Genomic DNA, 21,506 nt, shown 5'->3' on the forward strand with positions numbered 1-21,506 from the left:
GTGGCAAGGACGTGATCGCAAAGGAGCGAGCGGATGGCAAGTGTTTCGACGGCGCAGCAACGACTGCGGATCGCCATGGTGGGACACGGCTTCATGGGAGCCGCGCACTCACAGGCGTGGCGGACCGCCCCCAGGTTCTTCGACCTCGGGGTCGAGCCCGAGATGGCGGTGATCGTCGGGCGCGACCCGGAACGCACCGAGGCCGCTCGCGTGCAGTACGGCTGGCAGGCTGCGTCGACCGACTGGCGCGCCGTCGTGGCCGACCCGGACATCGACGTCGTCGACATCGTGTCGCCCGGTTCGTCGCACGTCGAGATCGCGATCGCCGCGCTCGAGGCCGGCAAGCACGTCCTGTGCGAGAAGCCGCTCGCCAACACCGTCGAACAGGCCGAGGCGATGACCGCCGCTGCCGCAGCCGCCCGGGCGCACGGGGTCCGCGCCATGGTCGGGTTCAGCTACCGCCGGGTGCCGGCCATCGCCTTCGCCCGACAGCTCGTGCAGGACGGCCGGATCGGCACCGTGCGCCAGGTCCGCGCGCTCTACCTGCAGGACTGGCTCGCCGACGAGGACGGCCCGATGACGTGGCGCCTCGACAAGGAGCTCGCCGGTTCCGGTGCGCTCGGCGACATCGGCGCGCACGCGATCGACCTCGTCGAGCACGTCACCGGCGCCGAGCTCACCCGGGTGTCGGGTCTGCTCGAGACCTTCGTGACCGAGCGCCCCCTGCTCGCCGACGGCGTCGGACTCTCCGGCACGGCGTCGAGCGAGCGCGGGCAGGTCACCGTCGACGACGCCGCGTTCTTCACCGCCCGACTCGGCGGCGGTGCGGCCGACGGCGCGATCGGCACGTTCGAGGCCACGCGCTACGCCACCGGCCGGAAGAACGGCCTGACGCTCGAGATCAGCGGGTCCGAAGGCGCGATCCAGTTCGACCTCGAGTCCATGAACGAACTGCGGCTGTACGAGTCATCGGCACCCGCGGGAGAGCAGGGCTTCCGCCGCATCCTGGTCACCGAACCCGAGCACCCCTACATGGCGGCATGGTGGCCGACCGGACACCTCATCGGGTACGAGCACACCTTCAGCCACCAGGTGAAGGACTTCGTCGAAGCGATCGTGGCCGGCACCGACCCGTCGCCCTCGTTCGAGGACGGCCTGCACGTGCAGCGCGTGCTCGACGCCGTCGAACGCAGCGCCGCCGACGGCAGCAGCTGGACGGTGACCGCGTGACCGCCGCCGACGGCACACGCCAGGCGCTCGTCGTCCGCGGGGGCTGGGACGGCCACCAGCCCGTCGAGACCACCGACCTGTTCGTCCCGTTCCTGCGCGACAACGGGTTCGCGGTCCGGGTGTCGGACTCGACGGCCGTCTACGCCGACGCGTCCGTCATGGCCGAGGTCGACCTGATCGTGCAGGTCGTCACCATGTCGACCATCGCCGACGACGAGTTCGCCGGGCTGCAGCGCGCGGTACTGGACGGCGCCGGACTGGCTGGCTGGCACGGCGGGATCGCGGACGCGTTCCGGAACACCGCCGACTACCTGCACATGGTCGGCGGCCAGTTCGCCCACCACGCCGGCAAGCACCCCGACGAGCGCGTCGGGGAGCAGTCCGACAACTACATCCCGTACACGGTGCACCTCACCGACCTCGGACGATCGCACCCGATCACGCAGGGCATCGAGGACTTCGACCTCGTCACCGAGCAGTACTGGGTGCTGTCCGACGAGTACAACGACGTCCTCGCGACCACCACGCAGGAAGCGCGCGACTTCGACGCCTGGAACCGACCGGTCACCGCCCCGGCGATCTGGACACGGCAGTGGGGCGAGGGCCGCGTGTTCGTCTCCGCACCCGGGCACCGCCTCGAGGTCGTCGAGTCGCAGCCACTCCGCACCATCATCGAGAGGGGCCTCCTGTGGGCAGCACGATGAACGAACCCGTCCTCCGCGTCGGGGTGGTGGGCGTCGGCGTGATCAGCCAGCAGTACTTCGAACACTTCCCGGCCCTGCCCGGCCTGTCGCTCGTCGCGGTCGCCGACCTCGACGTCGACCGGGCGCAGGCGGTCGGCGCCGCGCAGGGCGTGCGCGGCACGAGCGTCGACGAGCTGCTCGCGGCCGACGACGTCGACGTGGTGCTCAACCTGACGATCCCCGCCGCCCACGCCGACGTCGCGACCCGGGCGCTCGCCGCGGGCAAGCACGTCTACGGCGAGAAGCCCCTGGCGATGTCCACGGCCGAGGCCGAACCGGTGCTCGAGGCCGCCCGAGCCGCGGGCCTGCGGGTCGGCAGCGCCCCGGACACCGTGCTCGGCACCGGCATCCAGACCGCGCGGGCCGCCCTCGACGACGGCCTGATCGGCACCCCGGTCGGCGCGGCCGTCGCCTGGAGCGCCCCCGGCCACGAGCTCTGGCACCCGGCACCCGCGTTCTACTACCAGCCCGGTGGTGGCCCGCTGCTCGACATGGGCCCCTACTACCTGACCAGCCTCGTCACGTTCTTCGGATCGGTCGTCCGGGTGAGCGGCAGTGCCACCCGCTCCACCCGCGAGCGGACCGTCGCGACCGGACCGAACGCCGGCACGTCGATCCCGGTCGACATCGACACCCACGTGGTCGCGATCCTCGAACACGAGAACGGCGTCGTCTCGACCGTCACCGTCTCGTTCGAGGTCTGGGCCACCCGAGCACCGCTCTTCGAGGTGTACGGCACGGCCGGCACCCTCGGTGTGCCGGACCCGAACCGGTTCTCGGACCCGGTGTCGATCGCGACGGCGGACGACCGCGAGTGGCGCGAGCTGCCGGTCTCCGCCGGGTACGCCGACGCCGGTCGCGGCTACGGGCTCGCCGACCTGGCGCACGCGATCACCACGGACCGTCCGCACCGGGCCTCCGGCGACCTCGCGTTCCACGTGCTCGAGGTCATGGAGGCCGTCTCGGCCGCGGCCCGCGACCACGCGGTCGTCGACGTGCACTCGCGCGTCGACCGCCCCGCCACCGTCCCCGCCGGGTCCGCACCCGGGTCGTGGTGACGCACCTCGACCACAGCACGCACCTCGAACACAGCACGGACCCCGACCACCGCACGGAAGGACGACGACGATGACGACGACGGCCGCGAGCGACCAGGCGGAGCCGACCCGGGCCTCCAGGCCGGTCACGCTGTTCACCGGACAGTGGGCCGACCTGCCCTTCGAGGAGGTCGCCCGGCTCGCCGGCGACTGGGGGTACGACGGACTCGAGATCGCCTGCTGGGGCGACCACCTGGACGTCCGGCGCGCCGCGACGGACCCGGCGTACGTCGCCGAGCGGCAGGCGATCCTGGAACGCAACGGGCTGCGGGTCTGGACCATCGCGAACCACCTGGTCGGCCAGGCCGTGTGCGACGACCCCATCGACCAGCGGCACGAGGACATCCTGCCGCCGCACGTCTGGGGCGACGGCGAGGCCGAAGGTGTCCGACAGCGTGCCGCCGAGGAGCTCCAGTGGACCGCACGCGCCGCAGCGGCACTCGGGGTCGACACCGTCACCGGGTTCTCCGGGTCGTCGATCTGGAAGACCGTCGCGGGCTTCCCGCCGGTCCCGCCGAGCATGATCGACGCCGGATACCAGGACTTCCACGACCGGTGGTTGCCGATCATCGACGTGTTCGAGGAGGTCGGGGTCCGCTTCGCGCTCGAGGTGCACCCGTCCGAGATCGCCTACGACTACTGGACCGCCAAGCGCACGCTCGAGCTCTTCGCGGACCGGCCGGCGTTCGGGTTCAACTTCGACCCCTCCCACTTCGTCTGGCAGGACCTCGACCCCGCCGCGTTCCTGCTCGACTTCGCCGACCGGGTGTACCACGTGCACTGCAAGGAGTCGGTGAAGCAGCTCGACGGGCGCAACGGCCGGCTCGGCTCGCACCTGCCGTGGGGCGACCCGCGCCGCGGCTGGGACTTCGTGACCGCCGGACACGGTGACGTGCCGTGGGAGCGGGTGTTCCGCGTGCTGAACCACATCGGGTACACCGGCCCGACCAGTGTCGAGTGGGAGGACGCCGGCATGGACCGACTCGTCGGAGGACCCGAGGCGCTGGCGTTCGTGCGGCAGCTCGGCACGATCGCGCCGCCGGAGGCCTCGTTCGACGCCGCGTTCTCGCAGTCGCGGTGACCGGCGGTTCCGGGCGTACCTGCCGATCCGGGCGTACCTGGTCGTTCGTTTCGACAAGGTGTGCCCGATCCCGCTTCCCATCGCGGGCGTTCTGGGAAGGACCGAACACGCGAGGATGGGCCAGCACACACGGAGCACGACCGAGAGGACCCGATGGCTCGCCTGACAGCGGCACCCGTCGTCGCGCAGACCCCGACACGCGGCAACGCTGCGCGCGTCCTCCGCCTGGTGCACGAGGACGGTCCCATCACCCGCGCCGAGATCACCCGACGCACCGGACTCAACCGGTCGACCACGCTCACGCTCGTCGGTGAACTGGTGGAGCGCGGACTCGTGCACGAGGACGTCCCTGCAACGGGAGGCACGACCGGCGGCACGGGAGGCACGACGAGCGGCGCGACCGCAGGCGTCGGCCGTCCGAGCCCCGTCGTTCGTGCTGCCGCCGAGGTGGTCGCCGTCGCCGTCACGGTCGAGGTGGACGCCGTCACCGTCGCGTTGGTCGGGCTCGACGGCAGCGTGCGCGACCGTGCGGTGGCGTCGAGTCGCTCGGCCCCGACCGCTGCCCAGGCAGTCGAGACCATCGCCGGACTCCTGGACGAGCTGGTCGCCGGGGACGCCGCACCCGCCCGGATCGCCGGCATCGGCGTCGCCGTGCCCGGGACCGTGCGGGTCGAGGACGGCGTGGTCCGCTCCGCGCCCCACCTGGGCTGGCACGACGAACCGATCGCCCGTCCCCTCGCCGAGCGCACCGGCCTGCCGGTCCGTGCGACGAACGACGCGAACTCCGGTGCCTGGGCGGAGCGCCTGTACGGCAGCGGCCGCGGAGTCGACGACCTGATCTACCTCAACGGCGGCGCGAGCGGTATCGGCGGCGGTGTCATCAGCGCCGCCCGGCCCCTCAGCGGCGCGGACGGCTACGCCGGCGAGCTCGGCCACACGTTCGTCGCGGCGAACGGTGTCCGCTGCCACTGCGGGGCCGTCGGGTGCCTCGAGACCGAGGCCTCGCGCGACGCCCTCGTCGCGGCGGCCGGTGTCGCCCCGGACGACCCGTCCGCGCTCGCCGCGGTGCTCGCGCAACGCCGACCCGAGGTCGAGCGGGTGGTCGACCGCCAGGTGACGGCGCTCGCCACCGCGCTCCGCAACGCGATCCACACCGTCAACCCCGAGGTGGTCGTCCTCGGCGGGTTCCTCGGGGTGCTGCTCGAGCACGTCGGCGACCGCATCGAGGTCGAGGTCCGCGCCCAGTCGATGGCCGCCGTGACCGAACGGCTGCGGATCGCTCCGGCGGCGCTCGGTGCCGACGTGCTGCTCCGCGGTGCCGCCGAACTCGGGTTCCGTGACCTGCTGCGCGACCCGACGGCAGCCCGGCTCGTCCCGAGGCCAGCTCCAGCCGACTCCACGACCACCCACACGCCCGACCGCTCCACCACCCACACGCCCGACCGCTCCACCACCCCCACGTCCGACCGCGACGCCGCGGCCGAGGAAGCGAGAACCCCATGACCTCCATCCAGCGCCAGCGCACCAGCGTGCTGCTCGGGACCCAGGACCTGACCGTCGAGGACCGCCCCGTGCCCGAGGTCGAACCGGGCGACGTGCTCGTCCGGGTCGCCGCCGTCGGGGTGTGCGGCTCCGACGTGCACTACTACCGCCACGGCCGCATCGGGGACTTCGTCGTCGAGGAGCCCCTCGTCCTCGGCCACGAGCTGTCCGGCACGATCACCGCCGTCGGGGCGGGCGTCGACCCCGCCCGCGTCGGGGAGCGCGTCGCCGTCGAACCGCAGCGCCCGTGCCACCGCTGTGCGCAGTGCCTGGCCGGCCGCTACAACCTCTGCCCGCACATGCGCTTCTACGCGACCCCGCCGGTCGACGGCGCCTTCGCCGAGTTCGTCACGATCGAGGCCGAGTTCGCCCACGTGCTGCCCGACTCCGTCTCGTTCGAGGCCGGTGCCCTGCTCGAACCGCTGTCCGTCGGGATCGCCGCGGTCCGCAAGGCCGGCATCGTCCCCGGCTCCTCGGTGCTCATCGCCGGTGCCGGTCCGATCGGGATCATCTGCGCCCAGGCGGCGCGGGCCTTCGGCGCCACCCGGATCGTCATCAGTGACCTGGTCCCCGAGCGCCGGGAGCGTGCGTTGCAGTACGGCGCCACCGAGGTCGTCGACCCGACCGTGGTGTCCGTCGCCTCGGACATCGCACCGGTCGACGCGTTCATCGACGCCAGTGGTGCTCCCCGAGCCGTCTCCGACGGCATCAAGGCCGTCGGACCGGCCGGCGCCGCAGTGCTCGTCGGGCTCGGCAACTCCGAGATGACCCTGCCCGTCGAGCACATCCAGAACCTCGAGGTCACGGTCACCGGGATCTTCCGCTACACCGGCACGTGGCCCGTCGCGATCGGCCTGGTCGCCTCTGGACAGATCGACCTCGACTCGCTCGTGACGGGTCGGTTCGGCCTCGACGAGGTCCGCGAGGCACTCGAGAGCGACACCGACCCGGAGTCCCTCAAGTCGGTCGTCTACCCCGGCGGCGTGCCCGCCTGAGCCGGCGTGCGCGACGCGCGCCGGGTGCTGGACACCGCACAGGGCGGACGGGAGGCCCGTGGCCAGGCCGCCACGCGCCTCCCGACCGCCACGTGACCCGGAACGGGGCCACCGGTGCGTCACCGGGACGCGCTACGGTTCGCGCATGACCGCTTCACCGGCCGCCGTCGTGCCGCAGCGCACCGACCGGCGCGCGCTCGTGTCCTGGGCGCTGTGGGACTGGGGGTCCGCGGCGTTCAACGCCGTCGTCACCACGTTCGTGTTCAGCACGTACCTGGCCAGCCGGGCGTTCGTCGACCCGGCGAAGGTGGCCGACACGTCCGCCGCGGGCACGGCGTTGGTGGAACGCGAACTCGCCCACAACGCCGCGGTGGTCTCCACGGCCCTGACGATCGCCGGCATCGTCGTCGCGCTCGTGGCCCCGGCGATCGGGCGCCTCGCTGACTCGTCCGGGCACCGCCGCCGGTCCGTGCTCATCGCCACGATCGGCATCGTGCTGTCCATCGGCGGCATGGTCTTCGTCGCACCGAGCCAGCCGTACCTGGTGCTCGGGGCGGCGCTGCTCGGCATCGGCACGGTCGCGTACGAGATCGCGAGCGTGGGCTACAACGCCATGATCGGGCAGGTCGCGTCAGGGGAGCGCACCGGACGGGTGTCCGCGATCGGGTGGGCCGCCGGGTACTTCGGCGGCATCGTGCTGCTCGTACTGCTGCTCGTGCTCTGCATCCAGGACTTCCGCGGCGACGGCGTCGTCGGCGGACTCCTGCAGCTGCCGGCCACCGTCGCGACCGGGCAGTGGGACGTCCGCGTCGCCATCGGCATCGCCGCCGTGTGGCTCGCGGTCAGCTCGATCCCGCTCTTCGTCGTCGTGCCCGAGGCCGCGCCCGACCACCGGCACACCGGCGGCGTGTTCGGTGCCTACCGCGACCTGGGTCGGGACATCGCCCGGCTCTGGCGCGAACGGCGGAACGTACTCGCGTTCCTGGTCGCCAGCGCGGTGTTCCGCGACGGCGTCGGCGCGGTGTTCACCTTCGGCGGGATCATCGCGGCGCAGGTGTTCGGGTTCAGCGCCTCGCAGGTCATCCTGTTCGCCATCGCCGCGAACGTCGTCGCCGGCGTCGCCACCTTCGTGTCCGGACGGCTCGACGACCGCTTCGGCTCGCGCGCGCTCATCATGGTGTCGCTGATCGGCCTCGCTGCCTGCGGGCTCGGCGTCCTGGCGGTCGGCAGTCGGACGGAGTGGTTCTGGGTGCTGGGGCTGACCCTGGCGTTGTTCGTCGGACCGGTGCAGTCGTCGTCGCGGGCGTACCTGGCGCGGCTGGCGACCCCCGGCCGCGAGGGCGAGCTCTTCGGCCTCTACGCCACCACCGGCCGGGCGGCGTCGTTCCTGGCGCCGGCGCTGTTCGGTGTCGCGGTGACGGTCGGCGGCTCGACGCGCTTCGGGATCCTCGGGATCGTGGTGGTGCTCGTCGTGGGGCTGGTGCTCATGGCGTTCGTGAAGGCCGAGCCGCGGGTGGTGCGCGGGTAGGTGTTCGGGTGTAGCTGGTCGTTTCGGGCGTAGCTGGTCGTTTGTTCCGTCCAGGTACGCCCGATCCCGCTTTCCATCCCGAGGTCGATGGGAAGGAACGTCCCCGGTGCGGTTGTGCGCACGGTTCTGCACAGGGCCGCGGTTCCACCGGACTCCGCAGCGCGGGTGCGCCAGGATGGACCCATGACCGACCAGCGCATCGCCGTCGTCGTCCTCGCCGCCGGGCAGGGCACGCGCATGAAGTCGTCCACCCCCAAGGTGCTGCACCGGCTCGCCGGGCTGCCGCTCATCGCGCACGTGCTGCGGACGGCGTCGTCCCTCGGGCCGGAGCACGTGGCCGTGGTCGTGCGGCACGAGCGTGACCTGGTCGCAGCGGAGATCACCGAGCGTGCGCCCGACGCCATCATCGTCGACCAGGACGACGTCCCCGGCACCGGCCGCGCGGTCGAGGTCGCGGTCCAGGCGCTCCCCGCCGACTTCGACGGTGCCGTCGTGGTGCTCTCCGGCGACGTCCCGTTGCTCGACGCGGCGTCGCTCCGCCTGCTCGTCGACGCCCACGCCGGAGGGGGAAACGGTGCGACCTTCGTCAGTGCGATCGCCCCGGACCCGACCGGCCTCGGACGGATCGTGCGGGATGCTGACGGCGCGTTCGTCGGCGTCGTCGAGCACAAGGACGCGACAGCGGAACAGCTGGCCATCGTCGAGGCGAACGCGGGCATCTACGCGTTCGACGTGACGCGCCTCCGGGCGGTCCTGCCGTCGCTCACCACGGCGAACGCGCAGGGCGAGAAGTACATCACCGACGCCCCCGCGCTGATCAGTGCGCGAGGCGGGCGCATCGACGTCGTCACGCTCACCGACCCGTGGCTCGTCGCCGGCATCAACGACCGCGCGCAGCTGTCCGACTCCGCCCGCGAGCTCAACGCCCGCATCGTCCGCCGACACCAGCTCGCCGGCGTCACCGTGCAGGACCCGGCCACCACCTGGATCGACCTCGACGTCTCGATCGAAGCGGATGCCGAGGTCCTGCCCGGCACCCAGCTCCTCGGCGCGACCGCCATCGCCGCCGGTGCCGTCGTCGGGCCGGACACCACGCTGCGCGACACCGAGGTCGGTGCCGGCGCGACGGTGAACCGGGTCGACGCCACCCTCGCGGTCATCGGTGACGGTGCCTCGGTGGGGCCGTTCGCGTACCTGCGTCCGGGCACGATCCTGGGCGACCAGGGCAAGATCGGCACCTTCGTCGAGACGAAGAACGCGAAGATCGGGCGCGGCAGCAAGGTCCCGCACCTGTCGTACATCGGCGACGCCGAGGTGGGCGAGGACTCGAACATCGGTGCGAACACGATCACCGCGAACTACGACGGCGTGCACAAGCACCGCACCGAGGTCGGCTCGCACGTTCGTACAGGCTCGCACAACGTGTTCGTCGCCCCGGTTAGGATTGGTGACGGTGCGTACACGGGTGCCGGAACGACGGTCCGCAAGGACGTCCCGGCCGGATCGCTCGCGATCAGCTACGCCCCACAGCGCAACACCGACGGATGGGTCGAGGAACACCGACCCGGCACACCGGCGGCCGAGGCTGCTCGGCACGCGAACGGCGAATAGATCCTGGCGACCACCGGTCGTCGACATCGACCCCACACGGGTCAGGGAGTGAGCACCGCACTTGTCCGGAATCAAGACAACCGGCCAGAAACGACTCGTCCTCGTCTCGGGGCGAGCACACCCGGCGCTCTCCGCCGAGATCGCAGAGGAACTCGGTGTCGACCTGGTCCCCACCGATGCCCGGACCTTCGCGAACGGTGAGCTGTACGTCCGGTTCGACGAGTCGGTCCGCGGGTGCGACGCGTTCGTCATCCAGTCGCACACGGCGCCGATCAACGAGTGGCTCATGGAGCAGCTCATCATCGTCGACGCGCTGAAGCGGGCCTCGGCCAAGCGCATCACCGTCGTCGCGCCGTTCTACCCGTACGCCCGTCAGGACAAGAAGGGCCGCGGCCGCGAGCCGATCTCGGCCCGCCTGGTCGCCGACCTGTTCAAGGCCGCGGGCGCGCACCGCATCATGAGCGTCGACCTGCACGCCGCCCAGATCCAGGGCTTCTTCGACGGCCCGGTCGACCACCTCTTCGCCATGCCGGTGCTGCTCGAGCACTTCCGCGAGATCCTCGACCCGTCGATGCTGACGGTCGTGTCTCCCGACATGGGGCGCGTCCGCGTCGCCGACATCTGGTCCGAGAAGCTCGGTGCACCCCTCGCCATCATCCACAAGCGTCGCGATCCGCTGGTCCCGAACCAGGTCACGGTCCACGAGATCGTCGGCGACGTCTCCGGCCGCTGGTGCCTGCTCGTCGACGACCTGATCGACACCGGGCGCACGATCGCCAAGGCAGCTGAGGCGTTGAAGGCGGCCGGCGCGATCGGCGTCGTCGTCGCCGCGACCCACGCCGTGTTCTCCGACCCCGCCACCGAGCTGCTGCAGAGCGAGTTCATCGACCGTGTCGTCGTCACCGACACCCTGCCGGTGCCCGTCGAGAAGCGCTGGGACCGTCTCGAGATCCTGCCGATCGCCCCGCTCCTGGCCCGCGCCATCCACGAGGTCTTCGACGACGGGTCCGTCACGTCGATGTTCGACGGCGCAGCGTAGCGGAGCCGTCGAACCATGGGCACAGCCGGCGGCGCCTCACCGTCTCGTCGACGTGACGTGTCTGCGGACCGTTGGTGACCCATCCCGCGCGTGACGCCCTCGCGGCCCGGCTCCGGGCCGCGGGGAGCGTCTTCGCCGAGGACGAAGCCGACCTGCTCCTCGAAGCAGGCGACGGTGAACCAGTCCGGCTGCGTTCCCTGGTCCAGCGTCGCCTCGCCGGTGAGCCGCTCGAGTACGTCCTCGGCTGGGCCGCCTTCGACGGACACCGCATCCGGGTGACCACTGGGGTGTTCGTCCCCCGTGCCCGGACGACCGTCGTCGTCGAGCAGGCTGCCCGTCGGTTGCAGCGCTACGACCGCGTGGTCGACCTGTGCTGTGGCGCCGGTGCGATCTCGGTGGCGTTGTTCGGCCGGGTCGGCGCGCTCGACCTCGTGGCGACGGACATCGACCCGGATGCCGTCGACGTCGCGGCCGAGAACATCGGCGACCGCGGGATCGTCGTCGCCGGCGACCTGTTCGCGCCGCTGCCGGACCGGTTCCGCGGCGCCGTCGACGTCATCGCGGTGAACGCCCCGTACGTCCCGACGGCGTCGATCGCGATGATGCCGGTCGAAGCGCGTGAGCACGAGCACCGCGTGGCCCTCGACGGTGGCGCGGACGGCCTCGACCTGCACCGGCGGATCGCCGCAGGAGCGGGGGAGTGGCTGCGCCCCGGTGGTTCGGTCGTGATCGAGGTGTCGGTGGCGCAGGCAGATGCGTCGGTCGCGGCGTTCGTGTCCGCCGGGTTCACGGCCGTGGTCGAGCAGGACGACGATGTCGACGGCACCTGCGTCGTCGCGACGCTCCCCGTCTGACCCGACGAGTTCGACCCGCACGAGTTCGACCCGCACGGGCTCGACCCGCACGAGTTCGACCCGCACGGGCTCGACCCGCGCGGGTTCGGCCGGCGCCTGGTTCGCCGGCCGGTCGCGACACGCCGCTCACTTCCGCCGAGGTCGCACAGACGGCCCTTCGAACGCTCGACATGCCGAGATCTCGGAACCTCGACGACCAGCGGACGGCGCGCCGCACGGCCCCACCCGACGCCCCCGAACCGCGCCGGCCCGCGCTACTTCGCGTCGACCGTCACCGACGCCCAGCCCGAGGCCCCGTTCGGCGCGGGTGGCCGCTCGACGCTCGTCTGCACCTCGCCGTCGGCGCTCACCGCGCGGACCTCGATCCGGTGCGACCCCGCGGTCGGCGTCCAGCGCAGCACCCACTGGCGCCAGGTGTCCGCCGACACCGAGTCCGCGAGTTCTGCCTGCTGCCACGCACCCGAGCCGACTCGGACCTGCACGGCCTTCACCCCGGTGTGCGGCTGCCAGGCGACCCCGGCGATGGCGACCTGCTCGCCGACGGTCACGGTCGTCCCGTTCCGTGGGGTGTCGATGCGCGACTCGAGCTTCACAGGCCCGCGTTCCGACCATCCTCGCGGCGTCCAGTAGCCCTGCGCATCGGCGAAGCGCGTGACCTCCATCTCGGTCACCCACTTCGTCGCCGACACGTACCCGAACAGCCCGGGCACGACCATCCGCGCCGGGAATCCGTGCTCGGTCGGCAGCGGTTCGCCGTTCATGCCGATGGCGAGGAGCGCGTCGGTGCCCTCGTCCTGCAGGACGTCCAACGGCGTCCCGGCGGTGAACCCGTCGATGCTGCGGGACAGCACCATGTCGGCGTCCCCGGTCGGCTTCGCGCGGGCCAGCAGCTCCCGGATCGGGTACCCGAGCCAGAGCGCGTTGCCGATCAGGTCGCCGCCGACCTCGTTGGACACGCAGCTCAGGGTGGCCATGTGCTCTTCCAGCGGCAGGGCCAGCAGCTCGTCCCACGTCAGCGTGATCTCGTTCTCGACGGCGCCGTGGATGCGCAGGCTCCAGTCACCCGGATCGATGGAGGGGACGCGCAGCGCGGTGTCGATCCGGTAGAAGTCGGCGTTCGGTGTGACGTACGGCGTGATCCCGTCGACGTCGAGCGAGGCGCCGCCCGGCACGGCCGGTGCGGGCGTCGCCGCCGCGGGCAGGCGCACGGCTCGTCGGGCAGCGGCGACCGCCTGCATCGCGGACGACCCCACCCGGGAGGCCGTGCCCACCACGACCGCGACCGCTGCGGTCGTGACACCCCAGACCAGGAACGCGCGGCGCTCGGTCGAGGCCGGTCGCGGTGACGCCGACGGGACGGCCGCTGCGGCCTCCCAGCGCCGGAGCCGGCGGAGCAGCAGCCGCAGGGTGATCACGGCGGCCGCCACGCCGAACACGGTGGGAGCGCCGTCGAACGTGCCGCTGCCGGAACGGGTGCTCACCGCGATGAGCGCGAGCACGCCGCCGACGGCGAAGACGAGCGCCCCGAAGGGCGGCCGAGCGCGCTCGAGGACCCCGGCCCCGGCGCTGATCGCCGCGACGATGACGGTCATGAGCGCGAAGAGTGCGACCTTGTCGCCGGTGCCGAACAGGGCGACCATCAGGTTCTTTGCCCCCGCCGGTGCGAGGTCGATCACGGCGGACCCGACGGCCACCAACGGACTGCCGGCACCACCGAGGAGCAGCGCCCCGAACTCGGCGATCCCGAGGAAGGCGGCGGCGGCCACGAGACCGACGGCCGCAGCGAGGACCGCGGGCCGGCGGAGCGGGGCTCCGGCGGGGCGTTCGTCCGTCGATGGGTCGTCCGGCGTCGGGACGTCCGTGGTGCGTTCGGTGGTCACCGCCCGAGCGTAGGTCGCCCGGCCGCTCGTCCGCTGTGCGTGCGGTTCCCCGGGCGTTCACCGACCCCGGCCAGCACCTGCCGATCGGGCCGTGCGAGGATCGGGGTGTGCCGAGGCGTCCAGATCCAGTTCCGCGCCCCGGCCGCGCCCGCCGCTCCGACCGCACGCCGATGTCGGCGGCGCAGCGCCTGTCCACGTTGCGGTGGGTGATCGTGGGCATCTGGGCAGCGCTCCTCACCGCGCGGATCATCGTCGTCGCGACGGCGCCCGACGTGGACCTGTCCTGGTTCGGGATCGTCGAGTTCGGTGCGATCGCGCTGGGCGTCACGGTCATCGTGGTCGCGGTCTTCCGTGCCGCTGCGGTACGTCGCCGGCACGCTGACGAGGCCCTCGCGCTCGCCATCCGCCGCATCGACCCCACGGTCTGGCTCGTGCCGGCGGCTCCGACGACCGAACTGCGCGACGCGATCGCCGAGGTCCGGCCGGAGGTGAGCCTCGGTGCCCGTGTGACGTGGGCGTTCGGGGCGACCGAGGCCTCCCTGTGGGAACTCGACGACCGCAAGGCCACACGGTTGCTCGTGGTCCGGTGGAGCCGGGTGGTGCACGTCGGGATCGAGGACGTCCACGGCGACGGTGACCGCGCCGATGCCCGTCGGGCGTGCGCGGTCGCGATCCACTACGTCCGGCCGGACGACACCCCGGCGGTCGCGACCTTCTTCGTGCGGACGGCTCCCGGCTCTCGTCGGCTGCTCGGCCGCGGACAGCGGCTGGACCGGCTCGTCGCCGACCTCGCGCGCGAGCGCATCGTCGCCTGAACCGAGCACATCGTCGTGACCGAGCGCACTGCTGTCGGACGTGGGAAGGGCCCCGCCGATCGGCAGGGCCCTTCGAGGGTGCGGTCGTGCCGCGGTCTAGTGGGTGGACGGTTCCTGGTCGACCTCGCGGCGGTCGTCGTCGGACCACAGCGTGTGGAAGGTGCCGTCCTTGTCGATGCGCTGGTAGGTGTGCGCGCCGAAGAAGTCGCGCTGCCCCTGGATGAGCGAGGCGGGCAGCCGCTCGGAGGCGAGCGAGTCGAAGTAGGACAGCGCCGACGAGAAGCCCGGCGCGGGGATCCCCGACGCGGCGGCGATCCCGACGATGCGGCGCCAGGCGGCTTCGCCCTCCTGCACGGCGTTCGCGAAGTACGGGTCGACCAGCAGGCTCTCGAGCGAGGGGTTCTTGTCGTACGCCTCGACGATGCGGTTGAGGAACTGGGCACGGATGATGCAGCCACCCCGCCAGATCTTCGCCATGTTGCCGAGGTTGATGTCCCAGCCGTACTCCTTGGCCCCGGCGATGATCAGGTCGAAGCCCTGCGCGTAGGCGACGACCTTCGAGGCGTAGAGCGCCGCGCGGACGTCGTCCTCGAAGCCGTCGGGGACCTCGGCGATGTCGGGCCGGTCCGGGAACGCCTGCTGCACCGAAGCCCGCTGCGACGGCTTCGACGACACCGCGCGGGCGAACACCGCTTCGCCGATGCCGGAGACCGGGATGCCGAGTCCGACCGCGTTCTGCACGGTCCACACGCCGGTGCCCTTGGAACCCGCTTCGTCGCGGATGACGTCGACGAGGGGCTTGCCGGAGTCGGCGTCGCGCTGCTTCAGGACCTCGACCGTGATCTCGATCAGGTAGGACTCGAGGTCGCCGCCGTTCCACTCCTGGAACACCTTGACCAGGTCCTCGACGGAGAGCCCGCCGACGCGGCGGAGCAGGTCGTAGGACTCGGCGATGAGCTGCATGTCGGCGTACTCGATGCCGTTGTGCACCATCTTGACGAAGTGGCCGGCGCCGTCGGTGCCGATGTGGGTCACGCAGGGCTCGCCCTCGGCGACCGCCGCGATCGACTTGAGGATGGGGCCCAGGGTCTCCCAGGCTTCCTTCGAGCCGCCGGGCATGATCGACGGCCCCTTGAGCGCGCCCTCTTCACCACCGGAGATGCCCGTGCCCACGAAGTTGAGACCCTTCTCGCGCAGGTCGTGCTCACGCCGGATCGTGTCGTGGAAGTTGGCGTTGCCGCCGTCGACGATGATGTCGCCTTCCTCGAACTTCTCGGCGAGCTGCGAGATCACGGCGTCGGTGCCCTTGCCGGCCTGCACCATGATGATCGCCGTGCGCGGCTTCGAGAGCGAGGCGACGAAGCCGTCGATGTCCTCGGACGCGATGAAGCCGGCGTCGCCGTGCTCCTTGATGAGTTCTTCGGTGCGGGCGTAGGTGCGGTTGTACACCGCGACCGTGTTGCCTTCACGCGACGCGAGGTTGCGTGCGAGGTTCGACCCCATGACGGCGAGGCCGATGACCCCGATGTTCGCCTGACCAGTGCTGTCTGCCACGTCGTCTCCTTTGTCCGGACGTGAGACCAACCTACGGTCGGCGCCCTGGGACCGCACGGGTGTTACGGCAACTGGGGACCACTGTTCACCCCGTCAATACTGTGGAGGGATGACCGACACCGCTGTCCTCCCACCCGTCCTCGTCATGGGCGTCTCCGGTTCCGGCAAGTCCACCATCGGGCAGGCGCTCGCCGACGCGCTCGCCGAGCAGGGCCAACCGACCGTGTTCGTCGACGCCGACGACCTGCACCCGGCCGCGAACAAGGAGAAGATGCGGCAGGGCATCTCCCTCACCGACGACGACCGCTGGCCGTGGCTCGACGCCTGCGCCGCGCGGATCGCCGCCGTCGAGACGTCCGGGAGCCGCTGCGTGATGGCCAACTCCGCCCTCAAGCGCGTCTACCGCGATCGGCTCCGGCAGTCGGCGCCGGGCCTCGTCATCGCGTTCCTGGACGGCTCGCACGACCTCATCGCCGAGCGGCAGGCGCACCGGCACCACGAGTACATGCCGTCGTCGCTGCTCGACTCCCAGTTCGCGACGCTCGAACGGCCGCAGGCCGACGAGGCCGCCGTCGACGTCTCCATCGACGGGCCGGTCGACGACACGGTGACGACGATCCTCGCGGCGCTGTCGGTCACTTCCGGCTGAGCCTCACTTCTCCACAGTGAAGTCCTCGCAAGGGATCGTCCACAACCTCTCCCAGGCCTTCCCCCGGCGGAGAAGCGACCGCGCAACACTCGGATCATGACAGTGAACAATCCAGTGACAGGTCGCATCAAGCCGCCACGCGTCGACCCCACCATCGAGATCGAGATCGACGTCGACGCCTCGAGCGAAGGGACGCCGGTCGGTGCTGCTGATCGATGACCGTGGTATCAACTGTGATACCGTCCTGCGCATGGCCATGACCCTTCGACTGGACGATGCCGAGGCGGCTGCGCTCCGAACCCGGGCCGACCTCGAAGCCCGATCGATGCAGGACATCGCGCGGGAAGCGATCCGCGAGTACATCGAGCACCACAGCCGACGTGACCTCATCGACGGGGTCCTCGACCGCGAGTTGCCGAACTTCGCCGAGGCGCTCGAGCGACTCGGACGATGATCCACCTGACGATCGACGAAGCGCTGCACATCGCTCGGCGGACGTTGGGGCCGGACTTCGTCATCCGAGATGCTGGACTCCTCGAGGCCGCGGTGGCCCGACCAGCGACCTCGGTCGGTGGACGCGACGCCTATCCGTCGTTGCTCGAGAAGGCGGCAGCGCTCGTGCACTCCGCGGTTCGGAACCATGCACTCGTCGACGGCAACAAGCGCCTGGGGTTGATGCTGCTGGTGGTGTTCCTCGGGGTCAACGGGCTTCGGTTGCGCGCGACGAACGACGAGGCGTACGAACTGATCATCGCCATCGCCGAGGGGGAGTTGGACGCGGTTGCGGACATCTCCGCGGTGCTGCAATCGCTGGTTGCTGAAGCCTGAACGACGGCTTCAGCGGATGGCACCGCCGGCTGAGGCACCTCACCGCCGCTTCGCGCGGATGGCAGCGTGCGGCCGCTGTCCCTGATCGACCCGGGCCCGGACGTCCACCACGTCGAACCCGTGGTCGTCGAGGACCTCCGCCAGCGCGCTCGTCGGCCACCGGTACGCCGTGACGACCGCGTGGTCGAAGGACTCGATCCAGGGCCCTTCGAAGAACCCGACCAGCAGGCCGCCGCCCGGCCGGAGCACCCTGCGGAACTCGGCGAAGACCTCGCCGACGCAGGACGGATCGTGGTGGATCACGGAGTACCAGGCGAGCACCCCGTCGACGCTGCCGTCGTCGAGACCGGTGGACTCGATCGCGCCCAGGCGGAAGTCGACGCCGTCGTGCGCGCGTCGTGCGTGCTCGACGAAGGGTGCGACCGCGTCGATGCCGATCACCGCGTGCCCACGATCCGCCAGGTGTGCGGCCCAGTGCCCCGGCCCGCACCCTGCGTCGAGGATGCGAGCCCCGGATCCCGACGCCCAGGCCTCGACCTGAGTCCGGTCCTCGTCGTGGACGGCCGACATCGATCCGAGGACCTCCGCGTACTCGCCCGCACGGTCGCCGTACGCAGCGGTGACGTCGAGGTCCATCGTCCGACCGTACCGGCGCCGGTGGCAACGGACGGCAACAGTCGCCGTCGGGACCTCGGACGAGTTGCATGGACCGCATGTCGTCCAGCGGACTCGGCGTCGTGGCCGGGGCAGAACTGACCGAGGTGGTCCGCCGCGCGGGCGCCGACCACGTGGAGCCGACGATCGCCGGCAACCTCGCGGTCCAAGACGGAACGGGGTGGCGGCGGAACGAGGTCTACGCCGGCCAGCGGTTCCCGTCCTTCGCCATCCTGGTGCCCGGCGACCTCCCGCTGCTGACCACGGAGCCCGGGACGGTCCGGTCCTACTTCGAGTCGGTCCTGCCGATCGTGCGGTCGGTCGCGGAACCGGGCGCGACGATCGTCTTCGGGTCGGGGACCGCTCGGAACGCTCCCGACGGCATGGCGGGCGACGACGCCCTGCGCCGGTTCGGCGAGGTGGTCCGGACCGCACGCGATGTGGCCGCCGCGAACGACCTGCGCATCGTGGTGGAGCCGCTGAGCCGCGCGGAGACGAACATCCTGCACACAGTCGATGCGACGGTGTCGTTCCTCGACGGTGCCGCCCTCGACGGCGTCGGCGTCGTCGCCGACCTGTTCCACATCCGGAACGAGGGCGAGTCGTTCGAGGTCCTGCGGCGCCACGGCGACCGGATCGGGCACGTCCACCTCAGCGATCCGAACCGTCGGCCGCCCGGCACGGTCGACGACGTCTGGCGCGAGTTCCTCGCCGCCGTGCACGACGGCGGGTACCGGGGCGCCGTCTCGCTCGAGTGCCGGTGGGCGCTCGACGCCGAGACCGCCGAAGCCGAGATCCGTTCCGCGCTGGTACGCGTCCGCAGCGTCACGGCCCCGGCCCGCACCGCTACAGCTTGAACGTCGCCCGCGGGATGTCGGACACGATCCGCCGTGCGGTGCGGACGGCGTCCTCTTCCGAGATCTCGTGCGTGACGACGAGTGACGCCAGGTACGCCGCGTCCGCTCGCCGCGCCATGTCGTGCCGCGCGGGGATGGAGCAGTACGCCCGGGTGTCGTCGATGAACCCGGAGGTCTTCGTGAACGACGCCGAGTCGGTGATCGCGGAGCGGTAGCGGCCGATCGCCGCCGGGGTGTCGATGAACCACCACGGTGCTCCGGCGTACACGGCGGGGTAGAAGCCGGCGAGCGGGCCGATCTCGCGCGAGAAGACGGTCTCGTCGACGGTGAACAGCACGAGGTGGAAGCCCGGAGCGGTGCCGAAGGACTCCAGGAGCGGTCGCAGCGGCGTGGTGAAGGAGCCGACGGCGGGCAGGTCGTGGCCGGTGTCCGGGCCGAAGCGTTCGAGCGTCGGCGCGTGGTGGTTCCGGATGACGCCGGGGTGCAGCTGCATGACGAGGCCGTCCTCGACGCTCATCTCGGCCCAGCGGTAGAGCATGTCGTGCCGGTACGCGGTGGCGTCCGCCTCGGAGACGGAAGACGGGTCGCGGAGCGCCTCGGCGTGGATTCGCTCGCGCGACGTGGCGGACAACGGCGACGATCCGGCGTCGAGCACCCCGGTGTCCGTGGCCGTCGCGCCGTGCTCGATGAAGTACTGGCGACGTGCGCGGAGTGCTGCCAACAGCCCTGCGTGGGTGCCCGTGTCGATGCCGGCGGCCTGCCCGATGGACGCGACCACGGGCCTCCAGTCCGGCCGCGACGGGTCGAACACGGCGTCCGCGCGGAACGTGGGGACCACCCGGCCGGTGAACGTGGGGTCGGCGGCGAGCTGCGCGTGCGCGGCGAGGTCGTCGGCGGAGCCGTCGGTGGTGGCGAGGACCTCGATGCCGAAGGTGTCGAACAGCGCGCGCGGGCGGAAGGCGGGGGAGGCCAGCAGGCCGGCGATGTGGTCGTACTGGGCGTCGGCGTTCGCCGTCGACGGCTGCTCCGTCAGTCCGAAGACGTCGTGCAGCTCGGTCTCGAACCAATAGCGGACGGGGGTGCCGAGGAAGTCGTCCCAGTGGTCCGCCAGGTTCCGCCAGATGGCGCGACCGGGAGGCACGGGGCTGGTCCCCGACAGGTCGGCGCGTCCCAGCGCGGCCAGGTCCACCCCGTTCGCGTGCAGCAGGCGGAGCACGTAGTGGTCGGGCGTGATGAGCAGCGACGCGGGGTCGCTGAACGGCTGGTCGGCGGCGATGAGCGCCGCGTCGACGTGGCCGTGCGGGGAGATGATCGGTGCGTCCTTGACGGCGTCGTAGACGGTCCGTGCCACCTGACGCGCGCCGGGGTCGGCGGGCAGCAGCCGGTCGGGGTGCGGGGCGAGACGGGTGGCGGTGCTGGTCTGGGTCATCATCGACTCCTTCGAGAACGGTACGGACGGCGAGGCGCGGCGGGGCCGGCGGGTGCAGCGGGCGTGCGCCGGTGTCAGGCGGGCGCGGGACCCGTCGACTCCCGGACGGTCAGGTGGGTGGGCAGTGCGACGGCGCCGGTCATGTGCTCACCGGGCAGCTCGTCGGCGGGGATCGCACCGAGCCGGCCGAGCAGCATCCGGATCGCGACCCGGCCGGCGCGTTCGATCGGCGAGGTCATGGTGGTGAGCGGCGGGTTGCAGAAGTCGGCACCGAAGATGTCGTCGCAGCCGACGATGCTCATGTCCTCGGGGACGCGGACGCCCCGTTCCCGCAGCCGCGCGAGCATGCCGATCGCGATCAGGTCGTTGAAGGCGATGCAGGCGGTGGCGCCCGCGTGCACGGCGGCGTCGGCGGCTGCGGCTCCGGAGTCGACGAACGGCGCGTGCGGCCCGATGCGGGCGACGCGGACGCCGAGGCGCTTCGCGACGCGCACGAGCGCCTTCCACCGGCGTTCGTTCGACCACGAGCTGTCCGGACCGGCGACGTAGAGCACGTCGCGGTGGCCCAGGGAGACGAGGTGCTGCACGGCCTGCTCGACGCCGCCGGGGGTGTCGATGAGCACCGAGGGCACCCCGGCGGGGCGACGGTTGACGACGACGAGGGGGATCCGCTCGGCGAACCGGGCGATCTGGGCGTCGGACAGCCGTGAGGCGGTGAGGACGACGCCGTCGGCCTTCGCGCCGATCGCGCTCAGGGTGGCGAGTTCGGCGTCGGCGGACTCCTCGGTGTCGACGAGCAACTGCGTCCACCCGGCGCCGGCGAGCTGGTGCTGCGTACCGCGGATGACGTCGAAGTAGAACGGGTTCGTGATGTCGGAGACGAGCACGGCGACGGCCCGGGTGCGGCCGGACGTCAGGGCGCGTGCCTGCGAGTTGGCGACGTAGCCGAGTTCGCGGGCCGCGCGTTGGATGCGCTCCTGCGTGGTGTGGTTCACGCGGTCGGGCAGCGAGAGTGCGCGGGACACGGTGGACGGGGCCACGCCGGTCGCGTCGGCGATGTCCCGGATGGTCACGCGCCGGGCGGCGCTGAAGCCGGCGCCGGCGCTCGTGTCGGCGCTCG

At 71.8% G+C, this 21,506-nt stretch carries 21 protein-coding genes; 16 read left to right on the forward strand and 5 right to left on the reverse strand.

Translation table 11 applies throughout. From position 1 onward, the window contains the following. The first annotated feature begins 33 nt into the window (after positions 1-33). From EDF47_RS13620 to EDF47_RS13665, 10 genes are all read left to right on the forward strand, one after another. Positions 34-1,230: a Gfo/Idh/MocA family oxidoreductase gene (locus EDF47_RS13620; protein WP_243649839.1), complete on the forward strand. Its 1,197-nt coding sequence runs from the start codon at positions 34-36 to the stop codon at positions 1,228-1,230. Next, entirely contained in the window at positions 1,227-1,934 is a 708-nt protein-coding gene (locus EDF47_RS13625; RefSeq protein ID WP_131845254.1) for a ThuA domain-containing protein, read from the forward strand. The genes EDF47_RS13620 and EDF47_RS13625 overlap by 4 nt, the downstream gene beginning before the upstream one ends. Beyond that, on the forward strand, positions 1,931-3,031 hold the full coding sequence (locus EDF47_RS13630) for a Gfo/Idh/MocA family oxidoreductase (protein ID WP_131845255.1): 1,101 nt from the start codon (positions 1,931-1,933) through the stop codon (positions 3,029-3,031). The genes EDF47_RS13625 and EDF47_RS13630 overlap by 4 nt, the downstream gene beginning before the upstream one ends. Positions 3,032-3,101: 70 nt before the next feature. Continuing rightward, the gene (locus EDF47_RS13635) at positions 3,102-4,151 is read left to right on the forward strand and encodes a sugar phosphate isomerase/epimerase family protein (RefSeq protein WP_131845256.1); all 1,050 of its coding nucleotides are present in this window, start codon (positions 3,102-3,104) and stop codon (positions 4,149-4,151) included. Positions 4,152-4,304: 153 nt separating this feature from the next. Continuing rightward, positions 4,305-5,654: an ROK family transcriptional regulator gene (locus tag EDF47_RS13640; protein ID WP_131845257.1), complete on the forward strand. Its 1,350-nt coding sequence runs from the start codon at positions 4,305-4,307 to the stop codon at positions 5,652-5,654. Continuing rightward, the gene (locus EDF47_RS13645; protein ID WP_123294705.1) at positions 5,651-6,688 is read left to right on the forward strand and encodes an NAD(P)-dependent alcohol dehydrogenase; all 1,038 of its coding nucleotides are present in this window, start codon (positions 5,651-5,653) and stop codon (positions 6,686-6,688) included. Before EDF47_RS13640 ends, EDF47_RS13645 begins: the two co-directional genes overlap by 4 nt. A 145-nt stretch (positions 6,689-6,833) precedes the next feature. Beyond that, entirely contained in the window at positions 6,834-8,216 is a 1,383-nt protein-coding gene (locus tag EDF47_RS13650) for an MFS transporter (RefSeq protein WP_133938529.1), read from the forward strand. Between the two features lie 183 nt (positions 8,217-8,399). Then, positions 8,400-9,827, forward strand: a complete 1,428-nt coding sequence (glmU, locus tag EDF47_RS13655; protein ID WP_131878183.1) for a bifunctional UDP-N-acetylglucosamine diphosphorylase/glucosamine-1-phosphate N-acetyltransferase GlmU — start codon at positions 8,400-8,402, stop codon at positions 9,825-9,827. A 61-nt stretch (positions 9,828-9,888) separates the two neighbouring features. After that, on the forward strand, positions 9,889-10,866 hold the full coding sequence (locus EDF47_RS13660) for a ribose-phosphate diphosphokinase (protein ID WP_123294708.1): 978 nt from the start codon (positions 9,889-9,891) through the stop codon (positions 10,864-10,866). Positions 10,867-10,940: 74 nt separating this feature from the next. After that, a complete protein-coding gene (locus EDF47_RS13665; protein WP_243698024.1) occupies positions 10,941-11,720 on the forward strand; it encodes a putative protein N(5)-glutamine methyltransferase in 780 nt (259 codons plus the stop codon). A 254-nt stretch (positions 11,721-11,974) separates the two neighbouring features. Here EDF47_RS13665 and EDF47_RS13675 read toward each other — a convergent pair whose 3' ends face one another. Continuing rightward, complete coding sequence (locus EDF47_RS13675; RefSeq protein ID WP_131878188.1) at positions 11,975-13,600, reverse strand: molybdopterin-dependent oxidoreductase; 1,626 nt, start codon at positions 13,598-13,600, stop codon at positions 11,975-11,977. 107 nt (positions 13,601-13,707) lie between these two features. Here EDF47_RS13675 and EDF47_RS13680 point away from each other — a divergent pair, with 107 nt between their 5' ends. Continuing rightward, the gene (locus tag EDF47_RS13680; protein WP_131878190.1) at positions 13,708-14,415 is read left to right on the forward strand and encodes a hypothetical protein; all 708 of its coding nucleotides are present in this window, start codon (positions 13,708-13,710) and stop codon (positions 14,413-14,415) included. A gap of 96 nt (positions 14,416-14,511) precedes the next feature. On the opposite strand, the gene gndA is transcribed toward EDF47_RS13680, so the two are convergent. After that, complete coding sequence (gene gndA / locus EDF47_RS13685; protein ID WP_133938527.1) at positions 14,512-15,969, reverse strand: NADP-dependent phosphogluconate dehydrogenase; 1,458 nt, start codon at positions 15,967-15,969, stop codon at positions 14,512-14,514. 109 nt (positions 15,970-16,078) lie between these two features. On the opposite strand from gndA, the gene EDF47_RS13690 reads away from it, so the two are divergent. From EDF47_RS13690 to EDF47_RS13700, 4 genes are all read left to right on the forward strand, one after another. Continuing rightward, a complete protein-coding gene (locus EDF47_RS13690; protein WP_133938525.1) occupies positions 16,079-16,618 on the forward strand; it encodes a gluconokinase in 540 nt (179 codons plus the stop codon). A gap of 96 nt (positions 16,619-16,714) precedes the next feature. Next, positions 16,715-16,837 carry a hypothetical protein gene (locus EDF47_RS20350; RefSeq protein WP_279586388.1) on the forward strand — a complete coding sequence of 41 codons (123 nt, stop codon included), beginning with the start codon at positions 16,715-16,717 and terminating at the stop codon, positions 16,835-16,837. A gap of 31 nt (positions 16,838-16,868) precedes the next feature. Beyond that, positions 16,869-17,072 carry a ribbon-helix-helix protein, CopG family gene (locus EDF47_RS13695; protein ID WP_185002705.1) on the forward strand — a complete coding sequence of 68 codons (204 nt, stop codon included), beginning with the start codon at positions 16,869-16,871 and terminating at the stop codon, positions 17,070-17,072. Further along, positions 17,069-17,446, forward strand: a complete 378-nt coding sequence (locus EDF47_RS13700; protein ID WP_123340626.1) for a type II toxin-antitoxin system death-on-curing family toxin — start codon at positions 17,069-17,071, stop codon at positions 17,444-17,446. The genes EDF47_RS13695 and EDF47_RS13700 overlap by 4 nt, the downstream gene beginning before the upstream one ends. 39 nt (positions 17,447-17,485) lie before the next feature. On the opposite strand, the gene EDF47_RS13705 is transcribed toward EDF47_RS13700, so the two are convergent. Beyond that, positions 17,486-18,082 carry a class I SAM-dependent methyltransferase gene (locus EDF47_RS13705; protein ID WP_131878196.1) on the reverse strand — a complete coding sequence of 199 codons (597 nt, stop codon included), beginning with the start codon at positions 18,080-18,082 and terminating at the stop codon, positions 17,486-17,488. Positions 18,083-18,159: 77 nt separating this feature from the next. On the opposite strand from EDF47_RS13705, the gene EDF47_RS13710 reads away from it, so the two are divergent. Beyond that, on the forward strand, positions 18,160-18,957 hold the full coding sequence (locus EDF47_RS13710; RefSeq protein WP_166673234.1) for a sugar phosphate isomerase/epimerase family protein: 798 nt from the start codon (positions 18,160-18,162) through the stop codon (positions 18,955-18,957). On the opposite strand, the gene uxaC is transcribed toward EDF47_RS13710, so the two are convergent. Then, a complete protein-coding gene (gene uxaC / locus EDF47_RS13715) occupies positions 18,947-20,386 on the reverse strand; it encodes a glucuronate isomerase (protein WP_133938521.1) in 1,440 nt (479 codons plus the stop codon). The genes EDF47_RS13710 and uxaC overlap by 11 nt on opposite strands. A gap of 74 nt (positions 20,387-20,460) precedes the next feature. Next, a complete protein-coding gene (locus EDF47_RS13720) occupies positions 20,461-21,459 on the reverse strand; it encodes a LacI family DNA-binding transcriptional regulator (RefSeq protein ID WP_133938542.1) in 999 nt (332 codons plus the stop codon). Positions 21,460-21,506 lie beyond the last annotated feature (47 nt).

It is taken from the genome of Curtobacterium sp. PhB190, from assembly GCF_004365385.1.
In the GTDB taxonomy this organism is placed as follows: domain Bacteria; phylum Actinomycetota; class Actinomycetes; order Actinomycetales; family Microbacteriaceae; genus Curtobacterium.